Below are 17,259 nucleotides of genomic sequence, written 5' to 3'. Positions count from 1 at the left end.
TGGGTCTGATTGCAGATCAGCGTGCGGTCCAGCAGTTCGAGCGCCCGAAAGCGGACAAATGGTGGTCAAACCATCGCCGAACGCCGACAGCCATAGCGATCCGTCATAGCCTTGAGCGTTATGCCGTCAGGGCGTCCCGACTACACGTCACCAGACCACGAGTCCGGTATCTCGCCAGCCGACGCACTCACGATGAGTAACAAGATTTTGGACCGAGCGATAGAACCAAACGGTGGGAAGGGATGGCCAGGCCGTCGTGTGCTGGGCCGCTGCGCGGCGAGGTCGTCCATCACGTGGTGATCGGAGGTCGAATCGTTGGCCCAACAGAACGCGGAGCAGCTACTGCACGAGTTCCGAAGCAGCGTGACCGCCGACGTCACGATGTCATTGCTGCGGTCGCGGGACGCGATGCTGTACATCGCTCTGATGGCCGCGCATCTCGGCGATGGCCAGATCGTGGACGGCCAGAGCCTGAGCGCCTCGATCGATGCAGACCTTCCTGCGCTGCTCCGCAGCTATTCTCCCGCAGATGGCGACGAGCCCGCGCTGACTGCCGATGATCTTCTTGTGCGGTGGCGCAAACGAAACTGGGTCCAACGCACCGCGGACCCCCGTGATCCTCGTATCGAGCGCTACCAGCTGACGTCCGGCGCGGCGGCCGCCGTACGGCAACTGCGCGATCTGCGGCGCCAGACCTCGATCGCCACCGAATCCGCCCTGGCGATGGTCATGGCCCAGCTGAGGCAGATCGCCACGGACGCGAACCCCGATCCGATTGCACGGAGACGAGCGATCGACGATCGCATCCAAGATCTGCTCATTCAGCGAGACGCGATCGATCGGGGCGAGATGCCCGAGGTCGACAACGGCGCGTTGGCTGATCGGGTGGCTACGCTGGTCCAGCTCACCGACCGCATTCCCGCCGACGTCGCCGTCTACGGAGAACGCATGCACGCCAACACGGCGATGCTGCTGCGTCAGAGTCTCGCAGACGACGCGGAGTTCGCGGAGTCTTTGCAGCGCATGTTCGACGGGCACGACATCATCGCGGAATCTCCCGAGGGGCAGGCGTTCCGAGCCTTCGCCACGGCGATCGCGACTCCCTCCCAACGTGCGCAGCTGGAAGGCGATATCACGGAAATCCTGCGGCGTGTCGAAGACATTCCAGAACACCACAGGACATCACTCAACGACTTCATCTCTGCCGTGTGGCAGCGAGTTCAGGAGGTCGAGGACATCCGCGGCGCGGCCTTCCGCCGGATGAGCAACTTCGTGCGCGGCGGCGATCTGAGCCACTATCGCAGCATGCGGACCCGTGTGAGCGAGGCGCAGGCCTCGGCCGCAATGGCGTTTCACCACACGCATGGCGGCCGCGACATCGGCTTTGTCGTACCGATGAGCGGCGTCGACGCGCGGTCTGTCGGCCGCCTGCGGTTTGACCAGGGCATGGACGCCGTGCCCGACCAGGTCGTGGACACCATGAACGAGTTCGACATCGATCCCGCCGCTCTCGGCGGCCAGGAGGCGATCGACTGGGCCGCCTTGCGGGATGCCGTACACCTGACCATGGAGCAGCACTCCGGCTACGCCACCTTGCCTGAAGTGCTGGACCAACTGGCGTGCCCGCGAACCGGTGACGTCATCGGGTTGTGGTCGCTCGCCACACGCTACGGCGACATCGACGAAGACACCCGCACTGTCGTCCGAGCGAGCACGAACCGGGGATGGCGGGAGATTGACCTCCCCTACGCCGTGTTCGCCGAGGCGCTGCCGTCGCCTGTCGCGCCGGCGCCACGGCGCTTGACCCTTCATCACGGGCGTCCAGATCAGGAAGAGCTGTCGCATGGCTGAACATGTCAGTTTCGCCGATGTCTTCTCTCAGGACCTCGTCGAGCCGGTCGCCGAGGCATTGGATCCGAGCACCATCTTCACCGATGACGATGACGCACCGATCGGCAATCACGTCGATCATGGCGAGCGCACCGCTCGGTTCGACGGCGATACCAGCGAGCTGCCGCCTCAGGTGTGCTGGGCGTTGCAGGAACTGCTCGCCGCGCCGCACATCACCGAGAAGTCCAAGCACTGGCCGATCGTGCAACAGTACGAGACGCTGTTGCGTTCGAGGCTGGCGGAACTCGGGCTGCTTCTGGAGCTCAACCGCGATCACCGGTTCGCCTTCACCCGTCAGGCAGAAGATCCGTCGCCTCACAGCCGTGTGATCCTGCGCGCAAAGACGCTGAGTCTCGCCGCCAGCGCACTCGCTTTGTACCTGTACACCCAGTACGTCGTGTCTCCCAGTGATCCGATCGTCGACCGGGCGGACATGGTCGAGCACATGCTCGCTTACAGGCCGTCAAACGACACCGACGAGGTCGGCTTCAGAAAGAAGGTCGACACTGCGGTCAAGTCACTCGAAGACGTGTCCATCATCAAACCCGTGCGCGGCCGCACCGACAGGTACACGATCTACCCAGTGATCACTGCGATCCTCACCGCCGACCAGGTCACAGCGCTGGACGAACGCTATCGCGCGATCGCCTCGGGCAACGGTCCCGCCACCGGGGACGGCGGAGAAGAGGAACAGCCGGAATGAGCAGAACCGTACACACCGGCCAGTTCCGCCTCACCCGGCTGCAGATCGTCAACTGGGGAACCTTCAGCGGTTACAAGGACTTCCCCATCGACGAGCGCGGGGTGCTGCTGACCGGCCCTTCCGGCTCCGGCAAGTCATCGCTGATGGACGCTCATTCCCTCACCTTGCTTCCGACCCACGACCAGCGGTTCAACGCCTCAGCCGACCTCACCGCCCGCGGAGCGAAGCAGAATTCGCGCAACGTAGCCGCCTACGTGCGCGGCGCGTGGTCGGAGACCAACGACGAACACGAGCAGTCCAAGGTCAGATACCTCCGCGCCGGCAAACCCACGTGGTCGGCAGTAGCGAGCACCTATGACGACGGGCTGGGTTCGGTCACCACCGCCGTGGTCGTGAAGTGGTTCACCGGCGCCGAGAACGACGGCTCCGCGATGAGCACCATGCACCAGCTGCACGACGGCCATTTCGACCTCTCCGAGCTCGGCGAGTGGGCTGACCGGAAGTTCGACACCCGCTGGTTCAAGAAGGAACGCCCTGAGGTCCGATTCCCCAGCGGCCAGGAGGCGTACCTCAAGGAGCTGGGGCGGCGCATCGGGCTCGACCACACCGGAACCGCGTTGTCCTTGCTCGGCAAGGCCAAGGCGATGAAGAACGTCGGCGACCTGAACTTCTTCATCCGGGACAACATGCTCGATCGACCCGAGTCGTTCGAGGCCGCAGAGCGCATGCTGCAGGTCTTCACTCCGCTCAACGAGGCCTACGTCACCGCAAAACGTGCCGCCGCACAAGAAATGGTGCTACGTGAGGTGCCGGAGAACTGGAACCTCTACCAACAGTCCAAGAACGACCACAGCACAGCGGAGAACCTGCGCGGCGCGACCCTGGAACGCTACGTTCGTGCCCTGCTCCTGGCAGCGCTCTCGATCGAGCTGGAGCAACTCCGAGCATCTGTCGAGCAACTCGAAGCTCAACTCGAATCCCAGGTCGAACATCGCGAGACCACCCAACGGACCTTGATCGGCCTCGAACGCCAGCTCAGCGAGCAGAACGCCGGCCTTCAGCTCCTCGAAGCAGAGCAACGACAGCTCAGCCTCGAAGCCCGCACGGCCAAGGAGCGCTTCGACCGCTACAGCGGCTTCGTTCTGCGTCTTGAGTTGTCCGTACCGCAGGACGAAAGCGCATTCCATGACCTGTGTGCGCGAATCCCGGAACTCGCCGATTCCGCCAGGCAGGAGAAGCAGCTCCTCGAACCTGAGGCGCATGGCGCGATCGCCGACAAGATCCAGGCCCAGCGAGACCACGACGAACGGGACACTGAGTTGCGCCGGCTTCGATCCGCGCCCTCACTCATCCCCGGACCGGCGATCGCACGGCGGGAAGCAATCGCGCGTGCCACCGGTGTGCCACTCCAAGCACTCCCCTACGCGGCCGAGTTGATCGACATCGCCGAGGGCGAGGAGCGCTGGCTCCCGGCAGCGGAGAAGGTCCTGCGTTCCTTCGGCATGCGGTTGCTGGTTCCCGAGAAGTACAAGGACGTAGTCCGTCGGTTCATCGACACCAACGACATGCGCGGTGTGCTGGACTCCAGCATTGTTTCCGCGGTATCGGCTCACATGCCCAAGCCCGCACGCAACAGGTTGGCCGGCAAGTTGTCCGTCGACGAACAACACCCACACGGGCGATGGCTCGCGGCTCAGTTGGCACGGCAATTCGACCATGTCTGCGTGGAGACCGCTGACGACCTTGAAGATCACCGTCTCGCAGTGACCGTCAACGGCACGATCAAGATGCCGGGCAACCACTACCGCAAGGACGACCGGCCCGAACTGACCAGGCGCTCCAGCTACATCCTGGGCGTGAACACCGCCACCAAACGACAGGCGCTCGAAGACGAGGTCCTCGCTCTCGCCGAGCACCTCAGCACCGCAAAGGCGAAAGCACGCGCCCTCGCTGACCACCTCGGCACCCTCACCAGCCGAATCGAAGCAGCCAACGCGCTCGCCGAGTCCACCTCGTGGAAAGAGCTTGACCTCTGGACGCCGACGCACGCCGCAAGAGAGCTCGGTGAGCAGATAGCGGCCATCCGTGCCGACGACGTGGATCTGCGGCGGCTCGAAGCACAACGCGACACGGCACAGAGGGAGTTCGAGACGGCGTTCAGCGAGTGGCAGCAGACGAGCCAGCGCATCAGCGCTGAGTCCGCCCTGCAGACGGAACTCGCCGACCGGCGGCACTCGGAGCAGGCGAAGCCGTACACCGTGATCGACGAGGAACGCGCCTACCTGGACGAGGTGTGCGCGGAGATCGAGCTAATCGCCACTTCGTCCACCATCACCGAGGTCCGGAAAACGCTGGACAGGGAACTGAGCAACCGGGTCAGCAAAGCCAAGTCGAGCCAAGAGCTGGCGGCGACGAAGATTCGCAACGCGATCGCGGCGTTCCTCAAGGAGTGGGAGGACTACGCGCCCGATAACGGCGACGACGACGTTAATCTCACCGGAGCATCCTACGCCGCACTGCACACCGAGATCGTGACTCGGCGACTACCCGTTGCGATGGAGAAGCTGCAACACCTGATCAGCAACGACATGGTGCCCTCGATCGCGATGCTGCAGCGCGCGATCGACGTGGCCGCCCGTCAGATCGAGGACCGGGTCGGGTGGGTGAACGCAGGTTTGCGCCGAGTGGAATTCAACGAAGGCACTCACCTGCAGATCGCCTACACCGCCAACCCGTCAGCGGACGTCAAAGTCTTCCGGGACGCCGTCGACGAAATCATGCGCAAGGCCGCGACCGTCAAGAACGACCGCGAGCAGCATGCCGCTCAGTTCCACCGGGTGAAGGCGCTCATGAAGCAGTTCACCGCCGAAGGTGCCGCAGCTGATCGGTGGCGGCGCAACGTCCTCGACGTCCGCAACGGCTACTCCTTCTACGGCAGGGAAATAGATGGCGACGACGTCACGGTCCACACTTACCGCAACACCGCGACGAACTCGGGCGGCGAGCAGGAGAAGCTGGTGGCCTTCTGCCTCGCGGCGGCACTGAGCTACAACCTCGCCGACCCCGACACGGGCGGAAGGCCGAGGTTCGGCACGCTCATGCTGGACGAGGCGTTCAGCAAGTCCGACGAGAACTTCTCCGCCCAGGCGCTGTCGGCGTTCGACGAGTTCGGCTTCCAGCTCATGATCGCCGCACCGATCCGCATGACCGGCATCGTCGAGCCGTACATCGGCCAAGCCATCCTCGTCGACAAACGCACCACCGCCGACGGCGCCCGCTCTACGGGCAGGGCCGCCACCTTCGGAGAACTCGCTGCACGCCGGTACTCCGACGAGGACGGTGGAGTCCTTGCGACAGCCTGACGAGGTCGTCGCGATGCTGCGCGGCCGGTTCAGTGCCTCCTACGCGGATTGGGCTCGAGGCAAGGGCACCTGGCCGATGCGCATCTCCCTGCGGCCACCGGGCACCGCCGAACGCTCCGCCTCGCCCGTGGAGTGCCACGCTTGGGCGGCCGACTGGGCCAGTTACGCCGGCCCTGGCGTGCTCGAACACGCCAACCTCCAGTTCTCGACTGGAACGCACGCGATGCCGAAGACGTTGGTGCTGCAACGGCCTGGCGACGTGGCTCGGGCTCATCAAGATGACCTCGACACGTGGTTGCGCTGCGGTACCAGACTCACGCAACTGGAGAGCGCGTTCCCAGGGGCGAGGTTCGCCGGGCAGGTCCGCCGCATCACCGACCTCGCCCAAGCCGACTACGACAGACTGGTCCGCGCGGTCGCCTGGCTCATCGCCAACCCGACGTCGGGAATGCTGCTGCGACAGCTGCCGATCGAAGGCATCGACACCAAGTGGCTGGCCAAGCACTCCACTCTGGTCCTCGCACTCTTGGGCGACGAGAACGCCCATCAGGAAGCCGACGAGCTTCCCCTGTCGAAGAAGCGGAAGCTGCACCAACGGCTTGGGTTGCGCGTCGTTCCCGAACTCGTACAGGTCACAGTGCTAGATCCTGCGCTCAGCGCGCAGTTCGCCGGCATGCGCCACTTCGCGGCGACAGTGGAGGATCTCAACCGCTGGCCACGACAGCCAGCCACCGTGCTGATCCTGGAGAACAAGGAGACAGCTTTCGCGATTACAGACGAGTTCGAAGGAACCGTCGTCCTTCACGGTCACGGCTTCCACGTCGACCAGTACGCGCGAATCTCCTGGGTCAGCAGCGCCGAGCGAGTGCTCTACTGGGGGGACATCGACGCACCCGGCCTGCAGTTCGTCAGCGATCTGCGCGGTTTGGGTGTAGACGTCCGCACGGTGCTTATGGATGTCGAGACACTTCATCGCTTCCGACGACTCGCTGTTGAGGGCACGCTCCCCCAACGCACCACGACGCCACCACATTTGACCACAGCCGAACTGGAACTGTACGAACTGCTCGCCGCACACGCTGCCGATCACGGCTCAGGCCTGTTGCTCGAGCAGGAGCGTCTTCTGTGGCAGGACGTCTACCCGATCTTGACAGAGTCACTGACCGGATAACCACCACAGTTGCACTGTGGACTTCACCGGCCCTATCCCTTGCACGATCCCTGACCTCGTTCATGACGAAGCCGTCGCGCGCAGGTGGCGAGTGCGCTGTAACGATCCGGCCAGATCGCGGCGACAAGTGATCCGTGCGGAAGACATTTCTGGGAGCGGCGATCTCCTTGCTGGTGCTCGGTTTGCTCGGTGCGCTGCTGGCCGTGGGCTCTCTCCTCTTCTCCTCGCCCAGCCGTGCGCTGCCGGGTCGCGACGCCGTCTGCGGAGGACAGCCGATCGACGTTCGGCAGGCATCGCTGGAGGTACGGGTCGACACGGCGAACCGCGACTACGCCCGTGTGACCAGCAAGCTGACTCTGCGGCTGCCTGCGCTCTGGCCTGGAGGGGAGGCGTTGTTCCGTCGTCCGCCGGCTGATGCCGTTTACCGCGACGTGATGAGGTGCCTGCTCGCCGTGAACTCGGGGGAACCGCGCCCGTACGAGTGGCGTGACGCCGCGCCTTCCGTCCGGCTGGAAGGCGATGAACTCGTGGTGACGGACGTGGCGTCGACGGACATCACGCGGCGGGGTTCGTTCGAGGTCGGGATGGTGCGGATCGAGGTCGAGAAGGCGACCTGGGTCCTCTCCACCCGTGAGCCTGCCAGCCTGCCGACCGCGCGGAGCACGGACGTCGTCGTCACCGTACCGTCTGGCTGGCTCGAACGGGCGACACCCTGGCCACCGGCAGACATCGCTCCGTCGTCGGTAACGTGGAAAAAAACCGGTCCGTCGACGGCGGCCATGCGCGAGGATTCCCTGCGGCGGGTGGAACTGAAGTTGGTCCAAGATGATCGACATCGACCGGTCGGCAGAAGCGACCGCCATCGAGCACCTACTCGAGGAAGCAACTGCGACGATCCCGACCGCAGTGCTACACCTACTCAACACCTTCAGGTAGAAGACCGAAGGCGCCCGTTGCACGCGGTGACCCTTGGGTGAACCTACGCCTTCACACAACACCAGCGCGTTCAACACCCAAATCGGCGAGTTCAGCCCGAAGTGCGATGACCAACTCTCGAGCGCGTTCCACGCTGATCTTGAGTTGCCTGCGCAGTGTGTCCGCCGCGATCGGCCGCTTGTGTGCCGCCCAGTGCCGAACGTCAGCCAGCCGGGCGAGACCGCGCACTCCGTGTTCCCGCTCAGCCGCGTCCTCCGTCACGTCCAACACATCGAGCAGCAGGACGTCGGCCTCAACTTGTGCGCTCGCAGGCGAAACATGGCCGCCTACGCTGGAACGACCTTGAGGGGCAACGCACAGAACACGGCCACGCCAGGCACTACCCAGCAGCTACGCGGTTTCGATCTTCACTGAGGGCAGATACTCAGCGCTTTTCTCGATCGCTAGAACCGAGGCGGAGCGATGCTGATCAGACCGCAGCCGTACGCCTTCGCCGGCCCGACCCCGTTGATCACAGCATCCGTAAACGCAGCCGCATCGGTGATGACCAGGTGACCATCGAATCGGACCGGCGCTACAGTGATCCTGCCCGTGTCCTTCTTCTGACCGATCAGCGTGGACACAGGCGACGGAGCGACATCAGGTTCACCGCTTCGGGTTGTCGGAATGACGAAACCGTGGCGCTCACCGCGGCGGACGAGCCACTCGATCTGTGACTCAGATGTCTTGTGTGCGTGACGTTTACGGACGTCACGTTCCTTTCCTCCGTGAGTGCTCCACGTTGGATTTGCCACAAGGCGGAAAGCGAACATGCGGCCGGCCGCGATGGCGTTGAGGACGGGGCCGAGTGGCCGTACCTCAGCCGGCGCCGCAAGACGGCCCACGGGCAGGTTGCTCCAGTCGGGCGCGGTTTGGCTCTGCACATACTGCGCGTACCCAATCTGTGCAGCGTCCAACCTCCAAAGGATCTTGTGTCCGAGCCGCGCCGGAGTCTCGTCGAGAGTGTCGGGATAGGCTGACATGATGCTGCGATGCATCTCATGGACGTTCGCATAGTCGCGCCGGAATTCGCGTGACCGCACGTTGATCATGAGTTTGCTCAGGAACATATAGAGTCTCCTGTAGTGATCACGCTGCACCCCGTCCGCGCACATCGTTCAACGCGATATCCCGCTTACAGAGTGTTCGGGCGTTCTGGCTGATGAACCATCTCTGCTGCACTCGCATGCTAGGGCTGTAACCGCGTGTCGTGTCCAGACACCACATCAGCACCTTGCGGAACGGGTCCCGAATCGAGCGCAGCTTGGCCGGCAGCCGCGACCGTGTCGCGCGACACGGTGATCGACACTTTATCTCCCGTACCAAGGTCCTTTGCGGAGACGTTCACGATGCCGTTGGAGTCGATGTCGAAAGTGACCTCGACCTGCGGCACACCGTGAGGGCGTGGCTTGAGGTCCGCCAGCGTGAACATGCCGATTTTCTTGTTATAGCGAGTAAAGCGGTGCTCTCCCTGGAAGACGTGGATCGCAACGGACGGCTGATCGTCCTGTGTGGTCGTGAAGATCTCGGAGTGTTTGGTAGGGATGGTCGTGTTGCGAGCGATCAGCTTGGTCATCACTCCGCCCTGCGTCTCGATGCCGAGTGATAGCGATACGATGTCGAGTGGAAATACCGTGTTTACATCACCCGTCAGCACGCCTGCTTGCAATGCCGCGCCGACAGCGATCGCCTCATCCGGGTCCACACCCACAACGGGATCGACGCCGATCATCTCTTTGACGAGTCCAGCCACCGCCGGCATGCGGGTGGACCCACCGACCAATACCACCTCGTCGATCTCCGCCGCCGAGAGTCCCGCATCTGCAAGAACCCGCTCGATCACAACCCGGCACCGGCCGAGTAGGTCCGCAGTCATGGACTCGAACTCTCTCCGGCTGAGCACAGCGCCGAAGTGCAGAGGTGAACCTCCGACCGAACCGAGATACGGCAAGCTAACTACAACCTCTGAGTTGTCTGAAAGCGCGATCTTGGCCTTCTCGGCAGCATCTCGAACGCGCTGAAGTACATCGTGATCAGTCAAGATCACTCGGTGGTCGGCCTCATGGCGGCTGACCAGCCAGTCGACAATGCGCTGGCTCCAATCCTCGCCGCCCAGGTTGTCAGCGCCCGCCACAGCACGGGCTTCGACCACACCATCTCCAAGCTCTAGCACTGACACGTCCAGGGTTCCTCCGCCGAGATCGAAGACCAGAACCGCCTGTTCGTCCTCACCTGACCTCAGTCCGTAGGCGAGTGCGGCGGCCGTGGGCTCGTTGATCAGTCGCACCGAATGGATGCCGGCGATCCGCGCCGCCTGGACGAGAGCTTCTCGCTCGATAACGCCGAAGTGCGCGGGCACCGTGAGCACAGCGCTGTTCACCGGAACGCCGAGCTCACGCTCCGCATCAAGCCGGAGTCGATCCAGCACGAACGCGGCCACCGTCTCTGCGGAGTAGCGCATTCCGTCGACGTCGACGGACCAGTCGGTTCCGAGCCGGCGCTTTACCACCGACATGGTGCGCGCCGCTTGCTGGAAAGCCCTCTGTTTGGCTACCTCGCCCACGTCGAACTTCTCGTCGTCACCGAAGGCAACGACACTTGGGGTTAACACCAAGCCGTGTGGGTTTCTGACCATCACTGGGCTTTTGTCCATCAATACCGCCACAGCCGAGTTCGTAGTGCCGAAGTCGATCCCAACAGGCTGCCAACCGCCCGCACGCCTCAGCGGCCCGTCGCCGGTGCTGAACCTCGACATCGGAACCCGGCCGCCCACCAGGCGATCCCACACCTCGATAGCGCGGGCCGCGACATCAGCATCCACATCACGCGTGAGCGCGATCAACGCTTCCCTTGCCGCCGCCCAGACTCCGGACGGCGAGTCGCTCAACAGGCGCTCAAGGCCGAGGGTAGCTCCGAAGCGTTCCCACGGCGTTCCACCCATGACCGCGCGATGAAGCTCGGCCGGAAGATGAGGAGCAATCTCGCTGCCGAGATACAGGTACCGGATGTTGCGCCCGAGGTACAGCGATCCGCTCACCCGATCGACAGACAGCTCCGGTGTCTGCCCAGCAACCTTCAGCGGGACCTCGCGACGCACGTACTTGTAGAGGTCGTCCACGCTGACGAACCCATCGGAGTCCAGGTCCGCCGCACCCGTCCGCATCCCCTCAACGATTGTCGCCGTGAAGACCGATGGCTGCCCCGGTTCAACGCTGAACAACGTCGACTCATGCGCGAACTGCAGCGACGAACAGGCAGTGATCACCGCCTTGCCCTGGCCGTCGAACTGCTGGCTGACCTCGACCCGACTCGGCTCATTTGACCTGGAGTTGAGCCCTTTGACATAGCTCCCGCTGTAACAGCAGTCCAGTGTGAGCACGACGCGCTGGGACTTGGACTGCGCGATGCGGTCGTTCACGAAGTGAGCTGGCACACCGGTCGCCGCCAAGTAGTCCTGCTCGGTGTCCTTAGCAACGAAGTGCAACTCGCGGGTGCGCTCCTCACGCTTTCCGTGACACGAGAAGTGCAGCAGCATCAGATCGTCTCGCGCAGCGGCGGCGAAGAAAACCTCGATCCCGCGGCGCACCGATCGGGCGTCCCGCTCCGCAAGTACTTCTACTTCGAACTCACCAACGTTGCGCGAACCAAGGACCTCGGCCAGCTCCCTCGCGTCGCCTGCGGCACCGGGGAGCTCCCGGAAACCGTCGTCCTCGTACACCTGATTCGCGATGATCAGCGCCCGCTTGCGCATCAACTCAGCGCTTCAACTCGGCCGCTTTGATGAAGTGCTCAACCAGCCGCTCCTGCTGCTCAGCCGTCGCGTTCGCCAGCAACAGTCGGCTCTCCCCCACCGTGATCTCGACCTGATTCACCTCACTGCGGCTGAACCAGCCCTGAACGCGGTCTGCGACGATCCGCGCAAGTCCCGACTCGACGATGCCCTGCACCACGACAAAAGCAGCTTCGACCAGCTCCGTTCCGCGAATGTGCTTCGGCGCCTCGGTTGTGCCCAGCATGCCCTCGACCCCGATCTCCCTGAGGTCTTCGAGCAGATCGTGCAGAACGTCGTCCACCTCCATCGCAGTAAGCCCGCAATCGACGACTCTGACAACAGCATCAGACATGTTATGCCCTCCCTAAGGTCCTCACTGCTGCAACGCCGCCGAAGCCCCAGGTGTTGCAGTGCCCCTCGCCCCCTCACCTGATCAGGGAACACGACCGCCTGCTCATCCATGACCAGCCTGGGCGGGCTGACTGCGCCTATCCTGGGCTGCGACTTCGCTCCGCAACACGGCAACTAGGTCACGAGCAAGGCCAGTACCGATCCTAGTTCCTTGCGAAGAGACTCCGATGAGATAGGCCTCTTATAGGCTGCCCAATGTCGAGGGTCGGCACGACGGCACGTGCCAGATCGTCCTGACCCAATGGGTGAGCCGCATCTTCTTGTGGCGGCTGGCGTTCTACTGAAGGCACGCTTCGCTGGACCAATGGACACCCCGTTGCGAACCACGCCGACCCGAAGCCTGGTAGTAAATCCGGTAGCTGGGACGGTCAGGCAGTAGCGAGACGTTCACAACATCACGAGACGCTGCGAGCCCGTTCGCGCAGGTCAGGACTGGAATACTGAGAAAGGTGCGACGTCCTGACACTCGACAAGATCCGTTCACACCGAAGAGGTCACTGGTTCGATCCCAGTATCGCCCACAGTGTGTTTTACCAGGTCAGAGGGCCTGCGGACGACCTTAGTCCGCAGGCCCTCTGCGTTGTGTGTGAGCAAACTGGGAGCAGAGGTTCTCCCGCAACTCGCCGAATCTTCAAGAAGTCTCCTGACCCAGCTATGCGAAATCCCAGGTCAGGAACTCGGGCCCGATTGAAGCGCCGGTGACCACTTCGCCGCTACCTAAGCGCTCACGGACGCCCTCGGACTGAAGCCACAGCACAAGTGGCGCGCCATCAGTCCCTGTCAACTTCTGCAGCTCAGGCGAGGTTGACAGGGCGAGCAGACTGCCGGATCTGGTTCCAGGTGTGGATGTCGATCTCCGCGAAGCCGTCACCGATCGAAACAATGTGCCCAGAGCCAACATTCAGCGCGGACCGACCGATCACGGTGAGCACACCCGCCGCCGAAAGACCGACCAACGAGAAGATTCTTCGGCCTGTAGCCCCAGGAAGAACGCAGGTGAGCAACTCGGGAACAGTTGAACGCATTCAACTGTTTCGGTGTTCTGTTCAACTGTTCTAGACAGGCCGGCGGCGGCCATTGCGCCGCTCCTGGAAGACTCGGGTGCCATGAGGGGCGAGCACACTCCGAGATGGATCGACAGCAGCCGGTTGCCGGACGACGTCATCGCGAAGATCGAGGCACTGCGTCCCGGCGAGGACCTCTTCGTCGTCCGCGACGGCGTGCCGATCGCGAAGATCGCCCGGGCCACTAGGCAGACGCGGGCGGGAACAACCGGCTCCCCAGCGGGTTCCCCGGAGGCATATGACGACGTCACGGTCGTGGCGACCGCGATGAAGCTGTCGTCTTCGGCGCGCAACACGCTGTCGAGCCAGCTCGGCCCGGACTACATCGTGCTCGACATGCACTCCGCTCCCCGGACCGCCGAAGTGCTGCTGATCCCACCGCTGAGCCCGCAGCTGATCGGATCGCTGCGCGAATCGTTCCCGAACGCGCGAGTGGTCATCGCGGAGGTCGAGGACCGCGAACTCGGTATCGTCTACGAAGGCCCGGTCCGCCGTCTCCTGGACGCCGGTGCTGACGTTTACTTCCCGCCTAGCACGATCCCGAAGCTGGCGCAGCAACTCGACCGCACGGTGACCCATTTCAACCAGCTCGAAGCCGCTTCCGGCACGGCGGTGCCGTTGATCATCGAATCGGCGAAGAACGACGAAGAATGACGAGAAAAACGGCTCCTGCCACCTGTTAGTACCGAGCCTTTTCCATCCTGATCTTGCTGGTCACAAGATCGAATCGATGTCGCCCGGCCACCTCGAACGCAGTGAAGCTCCTGGTAGCACAGGCATCACGATCAAGATCAACCGATGCCGGCCAGGAGCTTCACATGCTGTTCTATCCGTCCGCGATCACACTGTCCAATCACACCCTGAACTACGTGGCACGCCTGATTCGCCGCCACCGCAGCGGCATCGGCTCCCGCTGGCGCCGCCTGCCCGCCCACCGCCAAGCCCTGCTGGTGCTGGCGCACCTACGTAACGGCGGCACCTACCAGCGTCTGGCCGGACCGCGGCGCCCTCGGCAGCGATCATCGACTCCCAGTCGGTGCGCGCGGCACCCACCGTGGCCACGTCGACCTGCGGCTACGACGCGGGCAAGAAGGTCCAGGGACGCAAGCGCCACATCACCGTGCACCCTCGGACTGCTGATGGCGGTGCTGATGACCCCGGCATCCATATCGGACAGAATCGCCGCCCGCTCGCTGTTGCGGCGCCTCCGTTCTGCCTCGGGCCGACGAGTGCAGCTGGTCTGGGCCGACGGCGGCTACACCGGAACCCTGCTCGACTGGGCACGCACGACCCTCGCGCTGACCGTCGAGATAGTGAAACGGCCCGACCTGCCGCACTTCACCGTGCTACCACGGCGATGGGTGGTGGAACGAACTCTGGCATGGATCACCAACCACCGCCGCTGCGTCCGCGACTACGAACGACTACGCCACCACCACGAGGCCATGGTCCGATGGTCGATGATCCGCATCACCGTCCGCCGACTCACATAACCTCCACAGCTTGGAAACAGGCACTTAGAACCGGGGCGCGCTCGTTGCGTTGCTGGGCGACGCCTGGCGATACCTCGCCATTCGGGTCAGCGTGTCGGTTCCTGCTACCTGCGGAGGATGTTCGGAGCAGCGGTCCCGAGTGGTCGGCTGGTGCATGTTCCACCCTCCCCAACGGGTGCGAGACCGATCAGACCCACATGGATAGTTCACCATTCCGCTGCACTGTTTGACGGCAAACGCTATGGTGCGATCGGAGGGGTGGACATGGGGGGATACGAGGTAGACATCGCCGCGCTGCGCAAAGCCGCAGAGTCTGCGATCAGCGCCGGCGAACAGGCGAAGCAGGTCAGGCTGGGCGAGGCGCCGGCCGAGATCCCGGCGGGCATGCGAGGCTCGGTGTCCGCGGCCACCGCGCCCAACCTGGCCAAGGCCTGGGACGCGAGGCTCGCCGCGTGGGCGGGCGAGATCACGAACTTCGCCGCGGACGTCCGCGCCGCCGCGGACCGCTACGAGAAGGACGAGAACGCCGCGGAGGACGATCTCTCGGTCCTGGGCTGGTTGTTCAAATGACCTTCACGTACCACGACGTGCGCACCTGGAACTCGGGGGCGCTCGACAGCGCGGCCGCCACCGTCAAGGCGCGCAAAGACAAGATCATTGGCCTGCAGGACGAGCTCAACCTCGCGTTCGGCCCCGTCTACTGGCACGGCGACGCGGCGACGGCCGCACAGACCAAGCTCGCCGCCCTCGTCGACCGAGCGGAACACGTCGTCGCCGAGGCAGGCACCGTGCTGCGGGCCCTGCACGACTCGGCCGACGCCCTCGCCGCGCTCCGCCACGAGGTCGAGAACACCGACTCCACCGCGGCGTCCAACCAGTTCACCATCAGCGCTCAGGGTGACGTCGTCGACGAACGTCCGCCGGAGGCGCAGGACACGCCGGAGAGCCTGCACCAGCGGGCCCGTCTCCGTGCAGAGCTCGCCGAGGCCGTCGGCCGGATCCTGCAGGCGGCCCACGAGGTCGACGAGGTGCTCAACAGCGCGCTCACCAAGGCGGAGCAGGCGCAGATCTCTGACGGCGGTGCGACGACCCTCGCCGAGGCGGACGTCAGCAACAAGACGCAGGACGGCCGCTACCGGATCGGCCCGCCCGACCGTCCGGACATCAAGTTCGACGAGGACTTCGTCTACGGCTCCAAGGAGTCCACGGCTGGTGACCACCTGGACAAGGCGAAGTGGCTCGCCAAGCTCCGCGGTGCCCAGGCGCTTGGCATGATGCCCGACGGCACTGAGATGTACGAGCACTACTGGAACAACACCGGTGAGCCCAAGGAGTTCGACTACGAGAAGGCGTACCGCGACGACTCGGGTATCCGCCAGGGCGTCGACTCCGAGATCACCCGCGCCGCCGCTGCGGCCGAGGAGCTCATCCGCAGCGGCAACACCAACTTCCCGATGACAGGGCAGGCCTCGGTCGCGCAGCCCTATCCGACGACGGAGAACTGGCAGAAAGCGGTCGGGGGCTACCAGGTATGGAGCCATTCCAACGTCCGGGTCGAGGGCAACAAAGTCACCATGGAGATCACCGTCAAGGCCGAGGACCGGTACAACTTCAACCGCGGCCAGGCCGACATCGCCACCGGTGCCGGTGACAACGAGAACGGCCGCTTCACCGAGATCGGCTGGGCCAAGCCGTTCGACACGCACGGCACGATCACCAGGACCGTCACCTGGGAGGTCGGCCGCCCACCCGGTGGGCCGACCGGGGAGCCGGGCGAGGATCGTGAGCCACGCGGATCGGGCCGCGACCGGGGACCGACTCCGGACAACCCCAGGGAGCGCCGGTGAGGTTCACCAGGTTGACCGCCGTGCTGCTGTGCGCGGTGCTGACCGCGGGCTGTCAGTCGTTGTGGAACGGAGGAACGAACGTGCGCACCACCGACGCCGCCGGCAAGTCCGGCACCGGCGAACTGCGAACCGACCTCGAGCCGCTCACCACGCGGTTCGCGGCACTGGGCACTCCGGAGCAGGCCCGCTGGATGTCGGGCACCCTCGGCTCCGACCGCGCACCAGGCCCGTCGACCTACTGGATCGACGCCGTGATCACGCTGCCGGAGAGCAAGATCGACGAGCTGAGGTCCGCGTACGGCCCCGAGTCCGCCGGCAAGGCGCCGGACGTCGTCGATGGCCTGCGCGCTGTGCTGCCCAGCGGCAGCTTCCTCACCAGTGATCGGCTCGACCAGGCTTTCACCGCCGACAAGTGGTTCGCCAAGGCCTACCTCGTGCCGGACGACCGCGCCCTCGTGCTCGTCGCCACCGGGACCTGATGCCTAGAGCGTGCGACCGACCACAGGCAAGACAGCGCCGATGAGCCTTGGGAGCACGGAGTGGGAGCAGATTGGGAGCAACTCCGCGCGTT

13 protein-coding genes and 2 pseudogenes are annotated in these 17,259 nt (G+C 64.3%); 11 read left to right on the top strand and 4 right to left on the bottom strand.

The genetic code is table 11. The annotated features are described in order from the left end of the window. The first annotated feature begins 315 nt into the window (after positions 1-315). The 5 genes from BBK82_RS26570 (at position 316) to BBK82_RS50565 (ending at position 8,103) form a co-directional block, all read left to right on the top strand. Positions 316-1,851 carry a DUF3375 family protein gene (locus tag BBK82_RS26570; protein ID WP_065917451.1) on the top strand — a complete coding sequence of 512 codons (1,536 nt, stop codon included), beginning with the start codon at positions 316-318 and terminating at the stop codon, positions 1,849-1,851. Then, entirely contained in the window at positions 1,844-2,593 is a 750-nt protein-coding gene (locus tag BBK82_RS26565; RefSeq protein ID WP_065917450.1) for a DUF4194 domain-containing protein, read from the top strand. The genes BBK82_RS26570 and BBK82_RS26565 overlap by 8 nt, the downstream gene beginning before the upstream one ends. Further along, positions 2,590-5,955: an ATP-binding protein gene (locus BBK82_RS26560; RefSeq protein ID WP_065917449.1), complete on the top strand. Its 3,366-nt coding sequence runs from the start codon at positions 2,590-2,592 to the stop codon at positions 5,953-5,955. Before BBK82_RS26565 ends, BBK82_RS26560 begins: the two co-directional genes overlap by 4 nt. Next, complete coding sequence (locus tag BBK82_RS26555) at positions 5,942-7,126, top strand: DUF3322 and DUF2220 domain-containing protein (RefSeq protein ID WP_154697514.1); 1,185 nt, start codon at positions 5,942-5,944, stop codon at positions 7,124-7,126. Before BBK82_RS26560 ends, BBK82_RS26555 begins: the two co-directional genes overlap by 14 nt. A 134-nt stretch (positions 7,127-7,260) precedes the next feature. Next, a complete protein-coding gene (locus BBK82_RS50565) occupies positions 7,261-8,103 on the top strand; it encodes a DUF6185 family protein (RefSeq protein WP_154697513.1) in 843 nt (280 codons plus the stop codon). 402 nt (positions 8,104-8,505) lie between these two features. Here the strand turns inward: BBK82_RS50565 and cas6e are convergent, their stop codons facing one another. From cas6e to BBK82_RS50560, 4 genes are all read right to left on the bottom strand, one after another. Further along, the gene (gene cas6e, locus BBK82_RS26540; protein ID WP_065921363.1) at positions 8,506-9,171 is read right to left on the bottom strand and encodes a type I-E CRISPR-associated protein Cas6/Cse3/CasE; all 666 of its coding nucleotides are present in this window, start codon (positions 9,169-9,171) and stop codon (positions 8,506-8,508) included. Positions 9,172-9,290: 119 nt separating this feature from the next. Further along, complete coding sequence (locus BBK82_RS26535; protein WP_154697512.1) at positions 9,291-11,852, bottom strand: caspase, EACC1-associated type; 2,562 nt, start codon at positions 11,850-11,852, stop codon at positions 9,291-9,293. Positions 11,853-11,856: 4 nt separating this feature from the next. Further along, entirely contained in the window at positions 11,857-12,174 is a 318-nt protein-coding gene (locus BBK82_RS26530) for a hypothetical protein (RefSeq protein ID WP_154697511.1), read from the bottom strand. A gap of 904 nt (positions 12,175-13,078) precedes the next feature. After that, positions 13,079-13,240, bottom strand: coding sequence for a hypothetical protein (locus tag BBK82_RS50560; protein ID WP_154697510.1), 162 nt, complete (start codon positions 13,238-13,240; stop codon positions 13,079-13,081). A gap of 192 nt (positions 13,241-13,432) precedes the next feature. Between BBK82_RS50560 and BBK82_RS26525 the strand changes: the two genes are divergently transcribed. The 6 genes and pseudogenes from BBK82_RS26525 to BBK82_RS26505 all read left to right on the top strand — a co-directional run bounded on the left by BBK82_RS26525 (position 13,433) and on the right by BBK82_RS26505 (position 17,167). Beyond that, positions 13,433-14,002, top strand: a complete 570-nt coding sequence (locus BBK82_RS26525; RefSeq protein WP_237047584.1) for a hypothetical protein — start codon at positions 13,433-13,435, stop codon at positions 14,000-14,002. Positions 14,003-14,166: 164 nt separating this feature from the next. Next, positions 14,167-14,346, top strand: a pseudogene (locus BBK82_RS54375) (IS5/IS1182 family transposase); the annotation flags it as partial. A 38-nt stretch (positions 14,347-14,384) separates the two neighbouring features. Then, positions 14,385-14,841 (top strand): annotated as a pseudogene (locus BBK82_RS54370) (transposase). Between the two features lie 264 nt (positions 14,842-15,105). Further along, positions 15,106-15,411 (top strand): type VII secretion target, encoded by a 306-nt coding sequence (locus tag BBK82_RS26515; RefSeq protein ID WP_065917441.1) that lies wholly within the window; start codon positions 15,106-15,108, stop codon positions 15,409-15,411. After that, positions 15,408-16,688: a WXG100 family type VII secretion target gene (locus tag BBK82_RS26510; RefSeq protein ID WP_065917440.1), complete on the top strand. Its 1,281-nt coding sequence runs from the start codon at positions 15,408-15,410 to the stop codon at positions 16,686-16,688. The genes BBK82_RS26515 and BBK82_RS26510 overlap by 4 nt, the downstream gene beginning before the upstream one ends. Further along, positions 16,685-17,167, top strand: a complete 483-nt coding sequence (locus BBK82_RS26505; RefSeq protein WP_218920342.1) for a hypothetical protein — start codon at positions 16,685-16,687, stop codon at positions 17,165-17,167. Before BBK82_RS26510 ends, BBK82_RS26505 begins: the two co-directional genes overlap by 4 nt. The last annotated feature ends 92 nt before the right edge of the window (positions 17,168-17,259 follow it).

The sequence above is a fragment of the Lentzea guizhouensis genome (genome assembly GCF_001701025.1).
In the GTDB taxonomy this organism is placed as follows: domain Bacteria; phylum Actinomycetota; class Actinomycetes; order Mycobacteriales; family Pseudonocardiaceae; genus Lentzea; species Lentzea guizhouensis.
This window is presented reverse-complemented; position numbering and strand designations above follow the sequence as displayed.

Bases quoted from the DNA above. Each gene is read 5' to 3' on its own strand.
- BBK82_RS26565 (WP_065917450.1), top strand. From the start codon at position 1,844: ATGGCTGAACATGTCAGTTTCGCCGATGTCTTCTCTCAGGACCTCGTC.
- BBK82_RS26560 (WP_065917449.1), top strand. From the start codon at position 2,590: ATGAGCAGAACCGTACACACCGGCCAGTTCCGCCTCACCCGGCTGCAG.
- cas6e (WP_065921363.1), bottom strand. From the start codon at position 9,171: ATGTTCCTGAGCAAACTCATGATCAACGTGCGGTCACGCGAATTCCGG.
- BBK82_RS26535 (WP_154697512.1), bottom strand. From the start codon at position 11,852: ATGCGCAAGCGGGCGCTGATCATCGCGAATCAGGTGTACGAGGACGAC.
- BBK82_RS26515 (WP_065917441.1), top strand. From the start codon at position 15,106: ATGGGGGGATACGAGGTAGACATCGCCGCGCTGCGCAAAGCCGCAGAG.
- BBK82_RS26510 (WP_065917440.1), top strand. From the start codon at position 15,408: ATGACCTTCACGTACCACGACGTGCGCACCTGGAACTCGGGGGCGCTC.